The organism is Qipengyuania sp. SM2512, from assembly GCF_054954005.1.
The window spans coordinates 2,244,674-2,261,668 of the sequence record NZ_CM143134.1; the positions used below are offsets into that span (position 1 = coordinate 2,244,674).

The window sequence follows — 16,995 nt, forward strand, 5'->3', positions numbered from 1 at the left end:
CGCCTCGCCAGTCGCTTACTCGGGTATAGTCCCGTTGAGCCGCAGCACCTCGCCGGCGAGGTAGAGGGAGCCCGAGACCAGCACCGGCAGACCGTCGTGCGGCAGGGCGGCGAGTGCGGTGGGCACATCGGGCGCCGCGCCCGCGTCCGCCCCGAAGGCGCTGGCGGGGTGGCAATCGTGCCCGGGAACAGGAACCACGGTGAGGCTCGCGATGGAACCCGCCAGCGGCCCGGTAAGCGCGCGCGGGTCCTTGGCATCGAGCATCCCGACGATCAGGTGCAGCCGCTGGCCGGTAAAATGCTGGCCCAACGCTTCGCCGGCGCTGGGGTTGTGCCCGCCGTCCAGCCAGATCGGGCGGTCCGCAAATCCCGCGCTGCTTAGGGCACCGGGTGCAAGACGCTGCAGACGTGCGGGCCAATCGGCCGCGCGGATTCCTGCGGCCATTGCATCGTGCGAAACGGTGATGAAATCCTGATGGCGGAGCGTGGCCACCGCCAGCGCCGCGTTCTCCGCCTGATGCGCTCCGGGAAGGGTGGGTAGCGGCAAGACAAGCTCGCCGTGACGGTCGGCATAGTGCAGGCCGATGCCGGAGGTACTTGAATGCCAATCGCGTCCACGCATCGCCAAGGACGCTCCGGCAGCCAACGCCGCACGCTTGATCTCGGCCTGCGCCTCGGTGGGATGGGACAGCGTCACCAGCGACGCCCCCGGCTTGACGATCCCGGCCTTCTCGAAGGCGATGCGGGCCAGGGGTACTTGCGGCGCCCCCTCCTCGGGAGCGAGCAGGAAGCGTTCGTGATCGATCCCCAGCGCGGCGATCGCGCAGGCGGCGGGGTTCTCGATCACATTGGTCGCATCGAAGCGTCCGCCGAGGCCGACTTCCACCACGCAGGCATCCGCCGGTACCCGCGCAAACTCGGTAAAGGCGGCGGCAATGGTGACTTCGAAAAAACTCGGCGCCAGATCGTCGCCCAAATCGAGCACTTCTTCTAGCAGGGTGGCGAGGCGGCCGTCCGAGATCAACTCGCCCGCGACGCGGATGCGTTCATTGTAGCGCACCAGATGCGGACTGGTGGTCATGTGCACCCGCTGACCATCGGCTTCGAGCATGGCGCGCAGGAAGGCGCAGGTGCTGCCCTTGCCATTGGTGCCTGCGACATGAAGCACCGGCGGCAGGCGCTTGTGCGGATCGCCCAGCCGCGCCAGCAGCGCGCGGATCGTCCCGAGCCCGAGCCGCCCGTTGGGCACACTCAGTGCCGCGAGCCGGTCGAGCTGCGCCTGAACGGCGGGATCGGAAGAGGTGGCGAAGTCCTTCACGACCTCATCCCATGCCGCTGGCGATTACGCCGCAACCTTGGGCTGCAGATAGTCGAGCACCGTGGCCAGCCTGTCTTTCAGCTCGTGGCGGTGGACGACCATGTCGACCATGCCGTGCTTGTGCAGATACTCCGCGCGCTGGAAGCCGTCGGGGAGCTGTTCACGGATCGTGTCCTGGATCACCCGCTGGCCAGCGAAACCGATCAGCGCACCCGGTTCGGCGATGTGGATATCGCCCAGCATCGCATAGCTCGCGGTAACGCCGCCGGTGGTGGGATCGGTCAGCACGACGATATAGGACAGGCCTGCTTCCCTGAGCCGCCGGGTCATCACGGTGGCCTTGGGCATCTGCATCAGGCTGAGAATGCCCTCCTGCATCCGCGCGCCGCCCGCGGCGGTGACGACGATATAGGGGCAGCGCCGGGTCAGCGCGCGCTCGGCGCCCTGGCAGAAGGCGGTGCCCACCGCCATGCCCATGCTGCCGCCCATGAAGCCGAAATCCTGCACCCCGACCACCGCCGGGCGGTCCTCGATCGTGCCCGAACCCACCGTAAAGGCATCGCGGTGCGGGTTCTTGGCTCGGGCCTGCTTGAGGCGGTCGGTGTATTTCTTGGTGTCGCGGAACTTGAGCGGATCCTCGCGGACCTCGGGCTGGGGCAGGACATCATAGCCCTCGTCGAGCAATTGCCGCAGCCGCTCGTCGGCGCCGATCCGGCCGTGATGCTCGCAGCGTGGGCAGACCGAGAGGTTCTCGGCATATTCCTGTGCGAAGACCATCTGCTGGCATCCCGGGCATTTGACCCAGAGATCCTTCTCGGTCGCGCGCTTGGGAAGGAAGGCGAGCGAATTGCGGACGCGGTTGAACCAGTTCATGCAGAGGGCCTTAGCGTCAAAAATCTGTCATTGCGAGCCGAAGGGTGGATGGTCATGGGTTCTGCGCATCCGCCCCTTCCAAGCCTCGTCGTTGCGAGGAGCCCGCAGGGCGACGCGGCAATCCATGGACCGCCCTTGCAACCCGCGCGCCGCCTGCAGTGCCGTTCCATGGATTGCCGCGCGTCCTGACGGATGCTCGCAATGACGGTACAGAGGCTAACGCGCCGAGTGGACCGCTTCAGCAAGTGAACGAGTGAGCGCCCGCAGATGCTCCGGCGCGTTCCGTCCGTGCTCGGCGACCAACTCGACCAGCGCCGATCCGACCACCACGCCATCCGCGACTCGCGCGATTTCAGCGGCTTGTTCGGGTGTTCTCACACCGAATCCCACCGCAACCGGAATATCGGTCGAGCGCTTGATCCGCGCGACGTTGTCCTCGATCGATCCGATCGCCGCCTGCTGCATGCCGGTGATCCCCGCCACCGCCACGTAATAGAGGAAGCCTTCGCTCCCCTCGATCACCGCGGGCAGCCGCGCGGCATCGGTGGTGGGAGTGGCGAGGCGGATCGGCGCGATCCCCGCGGCGCGAAGCTGCGGGCCGAGCGCATCGTCCTCCTCGGGCGGGATATCGACGCATATCACCCCATCGACGCCTGCCTTCTTCGCCGCATCGGCAAACCATTCAGGGCCTCGCCGGATCATCGGATTGGCATAGCCCATCAAGACGAGCGGCACCTCCGGATGGCGCTGGCGAAAGCCCGTGGCGATGGCGAACACGTCGGCGGTGGTCGTGCCTGCCTTGAGCGAGCGAATGTTCGCGTTCTGGATCGCGGGGCCATCGGCCATCGGATCGGTGAACGGCATTCCCAGCTCGATCACATCCGCGCCGCCCGCGACCAGCGCATCGAGATTGGCCGCGGTTTCGCCATCGCCTGCGGTGAGGAAGCAGACGAGGGCTGGGTGAGGTTTGGCGAAGGTGGTGGAGAGGCGATCAGTCATCGAGGAGGCACGCACTTCGGCTCGATATTCCGTTGTCATCTTTACCGTCATCCCCGCGAAGGCGGGGATCCCGCTGGCTTCGACCGGGCAAAAAGGAAGCGGGACCCCGGATCAAGTCCGGGGTGACGGGAGGGGAGTGGGTGTGCACTAGATCTCCACCCCGAGCTTATCGGCCACGGTGAAAATGTCCTTGTCGCCGCGCCCGCACAGGTTGGCGAGGATGATTGCGTTGCGGTCCATCTCCGCCGCGCGCTTCTGCACTGCAGCGATGGCGTGGGCGGGTTCGAGTGCGGGTATGATCCCCTCGGTGCGGCACAGAAGCTGAAACGCCTCCAGCGCCTCGTCGTCGGTGACCGCGGTGTATTCGACGCGGCCGCTGTCCTTGAGCCAGGCGTGCTCGGGGCCGATCCCGGGGTAGTCCAGACCGGCGCTGATCGAGTGACCCTCGGTGATCTGGCCGTCCTCGTCCTGCAGCAGATAGGTTTTGTTACCGTGGAGCACGCCGGGGAAGCCGCCGAGCAGGCTGGCGGCGTGTTCGCTGCCGTCGAGCCCGTGACCCGCCGCCTCGACTCCGAGCATGTTCACTTCCGGATCGTCGAGGAAGGGGTGGAACAGGCCGAGCGCGTTGGAGCCGCCGCCGATCGCCGCCACCAGCAGATCGGGCAGACGGCCGATGCGGTCCTGCATCTGCTGGCGCGCTTCCTTGCCGATGACGCTCTGAAAATCGCGGACCATCTCGGGATAGGGATGCGGGCCTGCAGCGGTGCCGATGATGTAGAAGGTGTCGTGGACATTCGCGACCCAGTCGCGCAGCCCCTCGTTCATCGCATCCTTGAGCGTGCCGCGCCCGCTGGTGACGGGCACCACTTCTGCGCCCAGCAGCTTCATTCGGAACACGTTTGGCTGCTGACGGCGGATATCCTCCGCGCCCATGTAGATCACGCAGGGCAGGCCGAAGCGCGCGCAAACCGTAGCGGTAGCGACCCCGTGCTGGCCCGCGCCCGTCTCGGCGATGATCCGGGTCTTGCCCATCCGGATCGCCAGCAGGATCTGCCCGATGCAATTGTTGATCTTGTGCGCGCCGGTGTGGTTGAGCTCGTCGCGTTTGAACCAGACCTGCGCGCCGCCCAGCGCTTCGGTGAGCCGCTCGGCGAAATAGAGCGGGCTGGGGCGGCCGACGTAATGTTCGAGCAGATCGTCGAACTGCGCCTTGAACGCCGGATCGGCCTGCGCCTTGCGGTATTCGCGCTCCAAATCGAGCACCAGTGGCATCAGCGTTTCGGCCACGTAGCGACCGCCGTAATCGCCGAAGTGGCCGCGTTCGTCTGGCTGGGTGCGAAAGGAGTTGGGCTTGGTGTCCATCGGATCCCCATGGCGGTCGTGCCCGACGAAGTCGAGACAGCTTGCGTTTGTGCCTGCGCACCGCGAGTTTACGCGCGCTTCACGGCCTCGCAGAAGGCGCGGATCAGTTCGACGCTTTTCACGCCCGGCGCGGTTTCGAGCCCGCTCGAGGCATCGACCAGCGGCGCGCCGGTGATCGCGATCGCCTCGCCGACATTCTCCGGGGTCAGCCCGCCCGCGAGCGCCCAGGGCATGAACGGCTCCCAGCCCTGGAGCAGGTCCCACTGGAACGAGACGCCATTGCCGCCCGGGAGCGATTTGGCGGGCGCATCGAACAGCAGCAGGTCGCTGGAATCCGCGAATTGGCGCGCGCGTTCGAGCGTCGCGGCCTCGCGCAGCCCGACCGCGCGCCAGGTCTCGACCTTGATCGTCTTGCGCACCAGCGCCATCCATTCGGACGTCTCGGAGCCGTGGAACTGGATCACGTCGGGGCGCAGCGCCTCGTAGCAGCGCGCGAGATATTGCGGCTCCATCGCCACGGTCACCAGCACTAGCTTGACGCCTTCGGGCACCCGGCGCCGCAGCTTGGCGGCGTCTTCGAGCGCGACGTGGCGCGGGCTCTTCTCGTAATGGACCAGCCCGACATGTGTCGCACCGGCATCGATGGCGGCGTCCATCGTCTCGGGCGTCGAGAGCCCGCAAATCTTGATCTGCGTGGTCATGGGTATCCTACAGTGTCGCTTCGATGTCTCTTGCCGCCGCGAGCGGGTCGGCGGCGCGGCTGATGGGCCGGCCGATCACCAGCACGCTGGCCCCGTCGTCGCGCGCTTGGCGCGGGGTCACGACGCGCTTCTGATCGCCCGCCGCGCTGCCCGCGGGGCGCAGGCCGGGCACCACGAGGAAGCCCTCCTTCCAGTCGCGGTGCACGGCTGCAACCTCGCGGCCCGAGCAGACGATTCCGTCGAGCCCGGCCTCGCGCGCCAGATTGGCAAGACGCATGACATGATCGTGCGGCGAACCCGCCACCCCGGTGCGATCGAGATCGCGCTCGTCGAGACTGGTTAACATGGTCACGGCGACCACTTTGCAATTCTCGCCCGCGGCCGCTTTGGCGTCCTCCATCATCGCCCTGCCGCCGCTGGCGTGGACGGTGACAATCGCCGGTTCGAGCACGCCCACGGCCTGCATAGCGCGCGCGGCGGTATTGGGGATGTCGTGCAGCTTGAGGTCGAGAAAGATCGGCAGGCCGAGATGCGCGATGTCGAGCACGCCGTGATGGCCATGAGCGTAGAAGAACTCCATCCCAAGCTTGATGCCGCCGATATGCGGCCGGGCGCGTTCCGCAAGCGCATGCGCTTCCGCGAGACGGGGTTCGTCGAGGGCGAGATAGACCGGATTGCTCATGGGTTGGGGTTCGTAGTTGGGGAGGTTGCAGAAGCGGACGAGGAAGAGGAAGGCGCGGTCGGTGCCGGGTTGAACGGATCGGCGGGTTCGGCGGTCGGCCGCGTCGGCGCGAGCGCATCGGGCTGCGTCGGCGCACGCGACCGGCTTCCGACCCGCGCCGCCGATTCCAGCGCCGCGATGCGCCGTTCCAGCCGCCATTTCGTGCCGCGATGGATCAGCCACATTGGCACCAGTCCGAGCAGGAAGGCGGTTATCGCCAGCGCCGGGATCTTGGTTTCGAGCACGGTGTTGGTCCAGATCGTCACCTCGACCGGCCGCCAGTTGAAGGCGGTGAAGACGAGCAGCACGACCAGGATCAGCACCCAGACGAGCGTGCGGATGATCTGCATGGCCTCCAATTCCTTCCGTGTACGATGGGGCTGATGCTAGGCCCGGGCAGCGGTGGCGTAAAGCCGCAAGCTCAGCCTTCCGGCTGCTCGTCGAACACCCGCGCGAACAGCGTGTCGACATGCTTGAAGTGATAGGCGAGGTCGAATTTCTCTTCGAGTTCGCCTTCGGGCAGCGCTGCGGTCACCTCGGGATCCTGCTGAAGAAGTTCGAGCAATTGCATCCGACCGTCCGATTCCCACACCTTCATCGCGTTGCGCTGGACGATGCCATAGGCGTCCTCGCGGCTGACCCCGGCCTGGGTCAGCGCCAGCAGCACGCGCTGCGAATGGACCAGCCCGCCCATGCGGTCCATGTTCGCCTGCATGCGCTTGGGATAGACCAGCAGCTTCTCGATCACGCCGGTGAGCCGCGCGAGCGCGAAATCGAGCGTGACGGTGGCATCGGGGCCGATGAAGCGCTCGACCGAGGAATGCGAGATATCGCGTTCGTGCCACAGCGCGACGTTCTCGAGCGCGGGGAGGGCATAGGCGCGGATCATTCGTGCCTGGCCAGTGAGGTTTTCGGTGAGGATCGGATTGCGCTTGTGCGGCATGGCGCTCGATCCCTTCTGACCGGGCGAGAAATACTCCTCCGCCTCGAGCACCTCGGTGCGCTGCAGATGGCGGATTTCGACTGCGATCCGCTCGATCGATCCGGCTACCACCGCCAGCGTGGCGAAATACATCGCGTGGCGGTCGCGCGGGATCACCTGCGTCGAGATCGTCTCGGGAACCAGCCCGAGTTTCTGCGCGACATAGGCCTCAACCTCGGGATCGATATTGGCGAAGGTCCCGACCGCGCCCGAGATCGCGCAGGTGGCGATTTCCGCGCGCGCATCCCAGAGCCGGGCGCGGCAGCGCTCGAATTCGGCATAGGCCTGCGCGAGCTTGAGCCCGAAGGTCACCGGCTCGGCATGGATCCCGTGGCTGCGCCCGATGGTGGGGGTGTATTTGTGCTCCATCGCGCGGGTCCGAAGCGCGGCGAGCAGCCCGTCCATATCCTCGAGCAGGAGATCGGTGGCGCGTGCGAGCTGCACCGCGAGCGTGGTGTCGAGGACGTCGGAACTGGTCATGCCCTGATGCATGAAGCGCGCCCAGTCCTGCCCGGAATGCGCGGCCACCTGCTCGGAGACCCAGGTGAGGAAGGCGATCACATCGTGCTTGGTGACCGCCTCGATCTCGTCGATCGCCTCGACGTCGATCGCGGGATCGGTGGCCCACCAGGCCCATAGCGCCTCGCCCGCTTCGACCGGCACCACGCCCAGCTCGCCCAGCTTCTGCGTCGCATGCGCCTCGATCTCGAACCAGATGCGATAGCGCGCCTCCGGCTCCCAGATGGCGGTCATGGCAGGACGGGCGTAGCGGGGGACCATGGGAATCTCCGGGTAAGGGGCTGCAGCGCGGCTAGAAGTCCGGCGCGGGATTGGCAAGGTAGGTGCCTGTGGGAGGCGGTTGATCTTTGCCATGGCGAACGGCAATGTCGCGCTACACCGGATGGGGCATTCGGTCGGGGGGGAAACCATGCATTTCAACAGGATCGCCATTACGCTTGCCGCTTCTTGCGCCGCGCTCGCGGTCTGTCCGGCCTATGCCGGGGAGGTCCCGCTCTACGATGCGCCGCCATCCTGGGTCGAAATCGCCGAGCTCGACGCCGTGCGGGACAGTCGCGGCCCGCTGCTGCTGGCGGAAAAGCAGGTGCGGCTCGAAGAGGGGCAGTTGTGGGTCTACACCGACGCCGCCATCCGGCTCGATTCCCCCGAAGCGCTCACGCAGATGGGGACGCTGCAGACCGCTTGGCTTCCCGACAAGGGCGATCTGACCGTCCACCGGATCGAATTGCTGCGCGGTGACGAGGTGATCGATGTGCTGGCACAGGGCAATCGATTCGAGGTGCTGCGGCGCGAGGCGCGGCTCGAGCAGCGCGAGCTCAACGGAATGCTGACCGCGACAATGCCGCTGTCGGGTGCGCAGATCGGCGACGTGCTGCGCATGGCATTCTCGACGACGGTGACCGACCAGGCGCTGGGGCGCGAGGTGCAATGGACCGATCAGTTGATTGCCGAACCGATCCCGCTCGAGAGCGGGCGGGTCACCGTGTCCTGGCCGGCCGACATGGACGTCGAGTGGAAGATTCGCGGAGTCGAAGGAGACATCGCTCCCAAATTCAAGGGTGAATACCGGATCGTAGATATCGCTCTGCCGCTGCCCAAAGCGCCCGAAAAGCCCGACAGTTCGCCGTTCCGCTATCTCTTGGGGCCGATGATCCAGGTCACGAGCTTTGCCGATTACGCGGAGGTTTCCGCGGTGATGGCACCCCATTATCGCACCGAAGGCACGATCGCGCCGGGTAGCGAACTTTCCGATGAAGTCGCGGCGATCGCGGCGCAGACCTCCGATCCGCTCGAACGGGCGGCGCTGGCCACGCGGTTGGTCCAGGACCAGATAAGCTATTTGGCGAACGGCATGGCCGGGGGCAATTATCTTCCGCAGTCGCCGCAGGAGACGTGGGACTTTCGTTACGGCGACTGCAAGGCGAAATCCTATCTCCTGCTTGCGATGCTGCATGAGCTCGGTGTCGAGAGCGAGGCGGTGCTGGTTCGCAGCACGGGCGGCGACGCGGTGGCCGAATTGTTGCCGATGGCGAGTAATTTCGACCACATCATCGTGCGCGCCGAGATCGCCGGCAAGAATTATTGGCTCGACGGGACCAGTGCAGGAACGCGGCTTGCGAACATCGATGAGGTTCCTCGCTTCCATCACGCCCTCCCGGTGCGGGATGGCGGGGCCGAGCTCGTCGAGCTGGACGAGCGCCCGCAGTCTTTCCCCGACCAGACCGTTCGCCTGACGCTCGACCAGAGCGCGGGCGTGGCGGTGCCGACGCTGTTCGATGTCGAGATCGTCCGCAGCGGATCGATGGGCGCGGCGCTGCGCTCGACCGCCGATCTGGACGAGGGCAAACTGCAGCGCGACGCGGTCCAGAATATCGTCGGTTCCGAGCTCGGCCCGGTTCAGATGGTGGATTATGCGATTTCCTACGACGACGAGCCCGGGCTGGCCAGGATCACTGCCAAGGGAGTGATGACTTCGCCGTGGAGGCCGGAGCGCGGCATCTATCAACTTTCGCCGCCCGCGCAGATCGCGGCCCAGCTCGATTTTGCCGCCACCCGCTCGCGGGCGGAGTGGCGCGATATCCCCATCCGGTTGAACGGGCCATATTTCGGTATGACCGAACTCGAAGTGATTCTTCCCGAAGCGGGTAGGGGCTTCACGCTGCGCAATGGCGACGCGATCGAAGCGGTTATCGGCGGTGTGGAGGTTTACTCGGATGTCGAGATGGCGGGGGAGAAACTTGCACTCAAGCAGTCGCGCCGTTCCTACAAGGAAGAGTTGCCGGCCGCGCAGCTGACCGCGGTCAAACGGCAACTGGCGCAACATCTCCGCGCACTGCCGATCGCCCAGGCACCGGAGACCACGCGGCGTGCCTGGGATTATGGCAGCGACCGCTCAGCGCTGGCGCCGCTCGAAGAAGCCTATGCGACGCTGATCGAGGATGCCGAGGACTTCGACAGTTCCGCGCTGATCAACCGGGCAGCCTTCCGCAGCGGTACCTTCGACCATGCCGGCAGCATCGAGGACTATGACGCCGCTATCGCCATGGATCCGACTGCCGATCTCTACCTCGCCCGCGGCGGTGCTCGATTTATGCTGGGCAATTACGAAGCGGCGCTGGAAGACTATCGCATGGCCGAGGACAGCGATCCCGACGGAAGCACCTACTACGCCCAAATCGAGCTGCTGGGATTGATGGGGCAGGGCGAGGATGCGCGGAGCCTGGCCGAGGACTATGCCGGCTTTGCGGAAGCGCCTCACGAAGCGGATGAGATCCTCGGCATCGCACTGGGCTGGGCCGGAAGCCCCGAGGAAGGTATCGAGCTCCTTCGATCGACCCTGTCGTCACGGCCGGGCGATGGCGGGCTGCTCAACGCCCTGTGCTGGGAAAGCGGCAAATGGGACCTCGTGAACGAGGAGATCCTCGACACCTGCGTCGGGGCGGTCGAGAAATCCGACTTTTCCCCGGCCGCGCTCGATAGCCGGGCGCTGGCGCAGTATCGGCTCGGTAATTACGAAGCCGCTCTGATCGACGCCGATGCGGCGCTGGGCGAATATCGCCAGATGCCCGACACGCGATTTCTCAGGGGCTTGATCCTGATCGCGATGGGCGATCGGAAAGCCGGGCAGGCTTCGATCGCCGAGGCCAAGCTCATGAAGCCGAGCGTGGAACGCCAATATGCGGTCTGGGGTCTGGTCCCCTAGCGCTCAGCCTCAAATCAGCCCCTTGGCGCGCAGCGAGACATGCGTGTTGGCGCCGACAATGACGTGGTCGTGGACGGTGATGTCGAGATGGCGCCCCGCCTCGGCGATTCGATTGGTGATCTCGATGTCGGCGCGGCTGGGTTCGGGATTGCCGCTGGGGTGGTTGTGGACCAGGATCAGCGCGGTCGCGCCGATGTCGAAGGCCTTGCGGATCACCTCGCGCGGGTGGATCGCCGCCTGATCGACCGATCCCTCGCTCGCCAGATGGTCGAGCACGAGCCGGTTCTGCGAATTGAGGAACAGCACCCGCACCCGCTCGTGCCTGAGATGCGCCATATCGAGCGCAAGATAATCGAGCAGCGCCTGCCAGCTACCCAGCACAGGGGCGTTCTGCACCCGCCCCCGCGCCATTCGCCGCGCTGCCAATGACACGCTCCACAGCGCCGCCGCCCCCGCCTCCCCGACGCCCTTGACCTGCTTGAGCGCGCCCGGTTCGGCGCTCAGTACCGCCGAGAGCGAACCGAAATGCGCGATCAGCGCCTTCGCGGTGGGCTTGGTGTCGCCCTGCCGCACCGCGGCGAAGAGCAGGAATTCGAGCAGTTCGTAGTCGGCGAGCGCTTCCGGGCCGCCGGCAAGCAATCGCTCGCGCAGGCGCGCGCGGTGGCCGCTGCCGGGATGCGCCGTTTTTGTATCCGTCTGCTGCGGCAATTTTTTGCTCCGCTCGACACTGATCACGGCTGCATTGCCTTTCACCGTCCATGCGCGCAAGGGCACGCGGATGGACGGGGTCGATACCCAAGCGGCCGCGGAGGCGGAGCAACCTCGCGCATACCGGTCGCGTTGGCGCAAGAAACGCTGGATGGGTCCGCTCGGCATCGTGGTGGCGATGCTGCTGGCGGTGCTAGGCGCGTGGCTGATGCGCGAGCGTATCGCGGGCGACATCATCGAGGACCAGCTCGCGCCTTACGGCATCCCGGCCAGCTACGATATTGCCCGCATCGGTGCGCAGAGCCAGATCCTGACCGATGTCGTCCTTGGCGACCCGGACCGTCCCGATTTCACCGCCGAACGCGTGGAACTGCGCCTGCGCCACCGCTTCGGCACGCCGACGATCGATCGCGTGATTCTCGTCAAGCCGCGGCTGTTCGGCGTGCTGCGGGGAACGGGGCTGAGTTTCGGAACTCTCGATCCGCTCATTTTTGCCGAGACCGGCGCGGAGCCGGGGCTTCCCGAGCTGAACGTTACGGTGCGCGACGGCCGCGGACTGCTCGAAACCGCCCATGGTCCGATCGGCCTCAAGCTGGAGGGCGAGGGCAGGATCGACGATGGGTTTGCAGGCATATTCGCCGCCACTGCGCCTCAGCTCGATCTTCCTGACTGCGCGCTGCTCGGGGCCACTGCCTATGGTTCGCTGACGACCAGCGCAGGCGCGCCCAGCTTTGCGGGTCCGGTGCGGCTGCGATCGGCCGACTGCAGCGGAATTACGCTGGCGCAGTTCGCGGCGCGCATCCGGGCGAAGGCTAGCCCGGATCTGCAGGATTTCAGCGGGCGCGCATCGATCCGGTCGAACCGGATCGGCAGCGAAGCGATGGCGGCAAACGGACTCGACGGAACGATCAGGGCGAGCTGGCGCGATGGCATAATGGCTGCAAACCACAGCTTTGCCTTGCGCGGGGTAAGCACCCCGCAAATGTCCGGTGCGCTGGTGACGCTGGATGGGACGGCCCGCGCCGAGCGCGGCTTTGAAAATGCGACCTGGCGCGGCGATGTCGAAGCGAACGGCCTGCGGCCCGGTCGCCAAACCGACGCCGCGCTTTCCGGATTGGCCGAGACCGGGGCGGGTACGCTGGTCGAGCCGATCGCCCGCCGGATCACCGCGGCTCTGCGCAGCGAGGCGCGCGGCAGTTCGCTGACCGCGGATATGAACGTCAGCAAGCGCGGCGAGGGTATCGCGCTGTTCATGTCGCAAGCTCAGCTGCGCGGCGGAAGCGGTCGGCGGCTGCTTTCGCTCTCGCAGGTCGAAGCCAGCCGGACAGGAGCGGGGCCGGCACGGTTCTCGGGCAATTTTGCCATGAGCGGATCGGGTCTGCCAAGCATGACAGGCCGGATGGAAAGCGGCGCCCGGGGCGATCTGGTATTGCGCATGGCTATGGCACGCTACGAGGCGGGCGGGTCGGCCCTGGCAATCCCCAGGCTTGCCTTGACGCAGCGAGCGGACGGAGCCTTCGGTTTCTCGGGTGAGGCGGTGATGAGCGGTGCCTTGCCCGGCGGATCGGCACGCGACCTGCAACTGCCGCTTTCGGGACGCTGGGGCCCGGGCGGAGTTCTGGCGCTGTGGCGCGAATGCACCGATATCCGATTCGCGCATTTGCAATTCGCCGATCTCAGGCTGGATCGCCATTCGCTGACCCTGTGCCCGCCGCCGGGGCGGGCGATTGTCGAAAACGGACCGCAGGGCCTGCGTATCGCGGCGGGTGCCCCGCGCCTTGCCTTGGCTGGGATGCTGGGCGGAACCCCGGTCCGGCTCGCCACCGGCGCTGTCGGCTTCGCCTATCCCGGTATCTTGACCGCGCGTCAGATCGATGTCGAGCTTGGCCCCGCGCAGACCGCCAGCCGCTTCGCCATCGACCAGCTCGATGCGCGCTTCGGCGAGGCTATCGCGGGCAGCTTTGCCGGTGCCGACGTCTCGCTCGAGGCAGTGCCGCTCGATATTCGCGGTACCAGCGGGGAGTGGCGCTACGCCGATGGACGGCTGGATCTGACGGACGGCAGCTTCCGTCTGCTCGATCGCGCAACGCCCGATCGGTTCGAACCACTGCAAGCGCGCGATGCGCGGCTGTCGCTGGTCGATAATATCATCACCGCCTTCGCCGAGCTGCGCCATCCCGCCAGCGACCGCGTGGTGACTGCCGCGGATATCCTCCACGATCTCTCCACGGGCCGGGGCGAGGCCGCGCTGACGGTGGCGGGGCTGGAATTCGATGGAGGGCTGCAGCCCGACGATCTCTCGCGGCTGGCGCTGGGGGTGATCGCCAATGCCGATGGTCTCATCGCCGGGATCGGCCGGGTCGCCTGGGACGAAGCCGTCGTCACCAGTTCGGGAGAAGTCACCACCGATGCTTTCGATTTTGCCGCGGCCTTCGGTCCGGTGCGCGGGGCCAGCGGCACGATTGTCTTCACCGATCTGCTGAGCCTGACCACCGCTCCCCAACAGCGATTGAGCATCGGTTCGGTCAATCCCGGCGTGGAGGTCACCGGCGGTACGCTGGATTTCCAGCTGCGCGACTGGACCATGCTGTCGGTCGAAGGCGGAAGTTGGCCCTTCATGGGGGGGGAGCTCATCCTGCGCGAGGTCGATCTCGACTTCGGCATCAAAGAGGAACGGGGCTATGTTTTCGATATGGTCGGTCTCGATGCGGGCGTATTCGTCGATCGAATGGATATCGGCAATCTCGCCGCGACCGGCGTGTTCGACGGGACGATCCCGATCGTCTTCGATGCCTCGGGCAATGGGCGGATCGACGAGGGCGTGCTGATTTCCCGACCGCCGGGAGGCAATATTTCCTATGTCGGCGAGCTGACCTATGAGGACCTCTCGCCGATGGCCAATTTCGCTTTCGATGCGCTGCGCAGCCTGGACTATGCGGAGATGCGCCTGCTGATGGAGGGACCCCTTACGGGCGAGATCGTCACCCGGGTGCGGTTCGACGGCATCGCGCAGGGCGAGGGTGCCAGCAGCAATTTCATCACCCGGCGGCTGGCGCGCCTGCCGCTGCAGTTCCGGATCAACATCCGCGCGCAATTCTACCAGCTGATCAATTCGATGAAATCGCTCTACGACCCGGCCGCCGTGCGCGATCCGCGCAGGCTGGGTCTCGTATCGGACGACGGCACGAGACTGCTGCGCCGCAAAATCACCGGCGAGGAGGCCGGACCCGAAATCGATCCGGACGATCCCTTCGCGAACGATCCAGAGGGCGCGATCGATCCGGGCGAACCAACCATTCAGGAGCAGGAAAGCGAGTGACCGCTATGACAGGCCAGCAATTGACGGGCCGCGTGCGGCTTGCGACACCCGGCCGCAGGCAGGGGATCGGCAAGGGGCGTGGCTTCAAGGCAGACAGGAACAGGATGGCGCTGCCGCTTCTGGCTTCGCTCGCGCTGGCAGGATGCATTACTGTGAACGCTCCCGAGGAGGCGATCGTGATCGAGCTGAACGTGAACATCAGGCAGGAAGTGATCTACCGGCTCGCCGCGGATGCCGGCAATACGATCGAGGAAAACGCGGATATCTTCTGATACCGCACAAGGGGTAACATGATGAACAGACTGACCAAAACGGCTCTCGGACTTGCAGCAGCGGCGCTGGCCGTCGGCGGTATCGCCGCGCCGGCCTTCGCGCAGCGCGACCCGGCCTACGACAATGCCCGCTCGGCGGGCCAGATCGGCGAGAAGATGGATGGTTATCTCGGCATCGTAACCGCGGAGACCGAAAGCCTGCGCCGGATCGTCAACAGCATCAACATCAAGCGGCGCGCAGTCTATTCGGACAAGGCGCAGGCTGCCAATGCCACGCTCGAGGAATACGCCTTCGCTGCGGGCTGCCAGGCCATCCTCAAGACCGCGCCGGGCGAAAAATACCAGGCGCCCGATGGCAGCTGGCAGACCCGCGGCACCGTCGCGCCGCAGCGCGATCCGCGCTGCCCGTAAGCAACAGATTAGCAACAGGTTAGCAACACAGGGCAAATTCCCGGACGACCGCCGCGGCTTGTGAGCCCGCCGCGTGTTGACTCGTTTCCGGCCCCCGCCTAAGGGGTCGGCGCCCTCGGCGGGCGGCTTTGCCCGTGCTGCGCATTCCCATCAAACGGAGGCTGGCATGAGCGACGAGAAGCCCGCAAGAGAACCCATCGGCGAAGATGCGCGGATCGACGCGCTCGAGGCGCGGCTCAAGGCCGCACGCGAGCGGGAAGAACAGCGCAACAAGCCGCGGACATCGGGTGCCGATGCGAATTACAGCAGCGGCAACCGCGTTCTGGCCGATTTGCTCGGCGGGATTCTCGGCGGTCTGGTGCTCGGCTGGTTGTTCGACTGGCTGTTTGGCACTTTGCCCTGGGGTCTGTTGACCGGACTGTTCCTCGGGATAGTCGTGGCCTTCAGAAACGTCATCCGTTCCGCGAACAAGAGTTCGGACGAGTGAACCCGTAGCGGGAACACGCCGAATTCGGGACCACAGGATTAGGGATTTTCTTCAAGTGGCAGAAGAAGCCAAGGTCGATCCGATGCACCAGTTCACGATCGAGCCGCTTGGCGGCACGGCGGGTTGGGAAGTCGCGGGCTACAATATCGCTTTCACCAACAGCGCGCTGTGGATGCTCATCACCACGCTCGTGCTCTTTGCGTTCGTGGCGCTGGGCATGAAGCGCGAGCTCGTACCCGGGCGCTGGCAGATGATGGTGGAAAGCTTCACCGGTTTCATCGACGACATGCTCGAGGCGAACATCGGCAAGGCGGGGCGCAAATATGTGCCCTACGTCTTCAGCCTGTTCATGTTCATCCTCTTCGCCAACCTGCTCGGGCTGATGCCGCTGGGCGTGGTGGGCGTGCATCCCTTCACCTTTACCAGCCACTTCACAGTGACCGGCATCCTTGCGGTCATCTCCTTCTCGATCGTTCTCGGGGTCGGTTTCTGGAAGCACGGTCTCAAGTTCTTCGGCCTGTTCGTGCCGCATGGCACGCCGCTGCCGATGATCCCCTTCATCGCGCCGATCGAGTTCATCTCCTTCATGGTTCGGCCCTTCAGCCTGGCGCTGCGGCTGTTCGTCGCCATGATGGCGGGACACATCCTTCTCGAAGTGCTATCCAGCTTCGTCATCGACGGCAGCAATGCCGGCTTTGGCTTCGGCCTGCTGGTCGGCCTCCCCAGTTTCATCCTGATGATCGGTATCTGCGCGCTGGAATTGCTCGTCGCCGGCATCCAGGCCTATGTCTTCGCGCTGTTGACGGCCCTGTACATCAACGACGCCGAGAACCTTCACTAAGCCTCAAGATCCACCAACGACGTTCACACGAAAGGAATATCTCATGGAAATGGAAGCAGCCAAACTGCTCGGAGCCGGCCTTGCCGCAATCGGTGCCGGTCTCGCTTCGCTCGGCGTGGGCAACGTGTTTGCCAAGTATCTCGAAGGCGCTCTGCGCAATCCAGGTGCTGCCGACGGCCAGCAGGGCCGCCTGTTCATCGGCTTCGCCGCTGCCGAACTTCTCGGCCTGCTGGCCTTCGTCGTCGCGATGATCCTGATCTTCGTCGCCTAAGACACGAGTA

General features: G+C 65.7%; 16 protein-coding genes. 7 read left to right on the forward strand and 9 right to left on the reverse strand.

The genetic code is table 11. From position 1 onward, the window contains the following. Nucleotides 1-15: 15 nt before the first annotated feature. The 8 genes from ACQ5J0_RS11255 to purB all read right to left on the reverse strand — a co-directional run bounded on the left by ACQ5J0_RS11255 (nucleotide 16) and on the right by purB (nucleotide 7,735). Nucleotides 16-1,317 carry a bifunctional folylpolyglutamate synthase/dihydrofolate synthase gene (locus tag ACQ5J0_RS11255; protein WP_462567579.1) on the reverse strand — a complete coding sequence of 434 codons (1,302 nt, stop codon included), beginning with the start codon at nucleotides 1,315-1,317 and terminating at the stop codon, nucleotides 16-18. 24 nt (nucleotides 1,318-1,341) lie between these two features. After that, entirely contained in the window at nucleotides 1,342-2,190 is an 849-nt protein-coding gene (gene accD / locus ACQ5J0_RS11260; RefSeq protein WP_462567580.1) for an acetyl-CoA carboxylase, carboxyltransferase subunit beta, read from the reverse strand. A gap of 216 nt (nucleotides 2,191-2,406) precedes the next feature. Then, entirely contained in the window at nucleotides 2,407-3,189 is a 783-nt protein-coding gene (gene trpA / locus ACQ5J0_RS11265) for a tryptophan synthase subunit alpha (RefSeq protein ID WP_462570100.1), read from the reverse strand. Between the two features lie 147 nt (nucleotides 3,190-3,336). Further along, a complete protein-coding gene (gene trpB, locus ACQ5J0_RS11270; RefSeq protein WP_462567581.1) occupies nucleotides 3,337-4,551 on the reverse strand; it encodes a tryptophan synthase subunit beta in 1,215 nt (404 codons plus the stop codon). Between the two features lie 68 nt (nucleotides 4,552-4,619). Then, entirely contained in the window at nucleotides 4,620-5,252 is a 633-nt protein-coding gene (locus tag ACQ5J0_RS11275) for a phosphoribosylanthranilate isomerase (protein ID WP_462567582.1), read from the reverse strand. A 7-nt stretch (nucleotides 5,253-5,259) separates the two neighbouring features. Further along, complete coding sequence (gene pyrF, locus ACQ5J0_RS11280; protein ID WP_462567583.1) at nucleotides 5,260-5,934, reverse strand: orotidine-5'-phosphate decarboxylase; 675 nt, start codon at nucleotides 5,932-5,934, stop codon at nucleotides 5,260-5,262. Beyond that, nucleotides 5,931-6,323, reverse strand: coding sequence for a DUF1049 domain-containing protein (locus ACQ5J0_RS11285; protein ID WP_462567584.1), 393 nt, complete (start codon nucleotides 6,321-6,323; stop codon nucleotides 5,931-5,933). The genes pyrF and ACQ5J0_RS11285 overlap by 4 nt, the downstream gene beginning before the upstream one ends. Nucleotides 6,324-6,394: 71 nt before the next feature. After that, nucleotides 6,395-7,735, reverse strand: a complete 1,341-nt coding sequence (gene purB, locus ACQ5J0_RS11290; RefSeq protein ID WP_462567585.1) for an adenylosuccinate lyase — start codon at nucleotides 7,733-7,735, stop codon at nucleotides 6,395-6,397. 121 nt (nucleotides 7,736-7,856) lie between these two features. Between purB and ACQ5J0_RS11295 the strand changes: the two genes are divergently transcribed. Further along, complete coding sequence (locus ACQ5J0_RS11295; protein ID WP_462567586.1) at nucleotides 7,857-10,676, forward strand: DUF3857 domain-containing protein; 2,820 nt, start codon at nucleotides 7,857-7,859, stop codon at nucleotides 10,674-10,676. Nucleotides 10,677-10,685: 9 nt separating this feature from the next. Here the strand turns inward: ACQ5J0_RS11295 and radC are convergent, their stop codons facing one another. After that, a complete protein-coding gene (radC, locus tag ACQ5J0_RS11300; protein ID WP_462567587.1) occupies nucleotides 10,686-11,384 on the reverse strand; it encodes a RadC family protein in 699 nt (232 codons plus the stop codon). Nucleotides 11,385-11,535: 151 nt separating this feature from the next. Between radC and ACQ5J0_RS11305 the strand changes: the two genes are divergently transcribed. The 6 genes from ACQ5J0_RS11305 to ACQ5J0_RS11330 all read left to right on the forward strand — a co-directional run bounded on the left by ACQ5J0_RS11305 (nucleotide 11,536) and on the right by ACQ5J0_RS11330 (nucleotide 16,985). Beyond that, nucleotides 11,536-14,703, forward strand: a complete 3,168-nt coding sequence (locus ACQ5J0_RS11305) for an intermembrane phospholipid transport protein YdbH family protein (protein ID WP_462567588.1) — start codon at nucleotides 11,536-11,538, stop codon at nucleotides 14,701-14,703. 5 nt (nucleotides 14,704-14,708) lie between these two features. After that, nucleotides 14,709-14,975: a YnbE family lipoprotein gene (locus ACQ5J0_RS11310; RefSeq protein ID WP_462567589.1), complete on the forward strand. Its 267-nt coding sequence runs from the start codon at nucleotides 14,709-14,711 to the stop codon at nucleotides 14,973-14,975. Between the two features lie 21 nt (nucleotides 14,976-14,996). Continuing rightward, entirely contained in the window at nucleotides 14,997-15,386 is a 390-nt protein-coding gene (locus ACQ5J0_RS11315) for a YdbL family probable chaperone protein (RefSeq protein ID WP_462567590.1), read from the forward strand. Nucleotides 15,387-15,552: 166 nt separating this feature from the next. Beyond that, nucleotides 15,553-15,873, forward strand: a complete 321-nt coding sequence (locus ACQ5J0_RS11320; RefSeq protein ID WP_462567591.1) for an AtpZ/AtpI family protein — start codon at nucleotides 15,553-15,555, stop codon at nucleotides 15,871-15,873. 55 nt (nucleotides 15,874-15,928) lie between these two features. Then, the gene (locus ACQ5J0_RS11325) at nucleotides 15,929-16,714 is read left to right on the forward strand and encodes a F0F1 ATP synthase subunit A (RefSeq protein ID WP_462567592.1); all 786 of its coding nucleotides are present in this window, start codon (nucleotides 15,929-15,931) and stop codon (nucleotides 16,712-16,714) included. Nucleotides 16,715-16,757: 43 nt separating this feature from the next. After that, nucleotides 16,758-16,985 (forward strand): F0F1 ATP synthase subunit C, encoded by a 228-nt coding sequence (locus ACQ5J0_RS11330; protein ID WP_305929748.1) that lies wholly within the window; start codon nucleotides 16,758-16,760, stop codon nucleotides 16,983-16,985. Nucleotides 16,986-16,995 lie beyond the last annotated feature (10 nt).

Bases quoted from the DNA above. Each gene is read 5' to 3' on its own strand.
- accD (WP_462567580.1), bottom strand. From the start codon at position 2,190: ATGAACTGGTTCAACCGCGTCCGCAATTCGCTCGCCTTCCTTCCCAAG.
- trpA (WP_462570100.1), bottom strand. From the start codon at position 3,189: ATGACTGATCGCCTCTCCACCACCTTCGCCAAACCTCACCCAGCCCTC.
- trpB (WP_462567581.1), bottom strand. From the start codon at position 4,551: ATGGACACCAAGCCCAACTCCTTTCGCACCCAGCCAGACGAACGCGGC.
- ACQ5J0_RS11275 (WP_462567582.1), bottom strand. From the start codon at position 5,252: ATGACCACGCAGATCAAGATTTGCGGGCTCTCGACGCCCGAGACGATG.
- pyrF (WP_462567583.1), bottom strand. From the start codon at position 5,934: ATGAGCAATCCGGTCTATCTCGCCCTCGACGAACCCCGTCTCGCGGAA.
- ACQ5J0_RS11285 (WP_462567584.1), bottom strand. From the start codon at position 6,323: ATGCAGATCATCCGCACGCTCGTCTGGGTGCTGATCCTGGTCGTGCTG.
- purB (WP_462567585.1), bottom strand. From the start codon at position 7,735: ATGGTCCCCCGCTACGCCCGTCCTGCCATGACCGCCATCTGGGAGCCG.
- ACQ5J0_RS11295 (WP_462567586.1), top strand. From the start codon at position 7,857: ATGGGGCATTCGGTCGGGGGGGAAACCATGCATTTCAACAGGATCGCC.
- ACQ5J0_RS11305 (WP_462567588.1), top strand. From the start codon at position 11,536: ATGGGTCCGCTCGGCATCGTGGTGGCGATGCTGCTGGCGGTGCTAGGC.
- ACQ5J0_RS11310 (WP_462567589.1), top strand. From the start codon at position 14,709: ATGACAGGCCAGCAATTGACGGGCCGCGTGCGGCTTGCGACACCCGGC.
- ACQ5J0_RS11315 (WP_462567590.1), top strand. From the start codon at position 14,997: ATGAACAGACTGACCAAAACGGCTCTCGGACTTGCAGCAGCGGCGCTG.
- ACQ5J0_RS11320 (WP_462567591.1), top strand. From the start codon at position 15,553: ATGAGCGACGAGAAGCCCGCAAGAGAACCCATCGGCGAAGATGCGCGG.
- ACQ5J0_RS11330 (WP_305929748.1), top strand. From the start codon at position 16,758: ATGGAAATGGAAGCAGCCAAACTGCTCGGAGCCGGCCTTGCCGCAATC.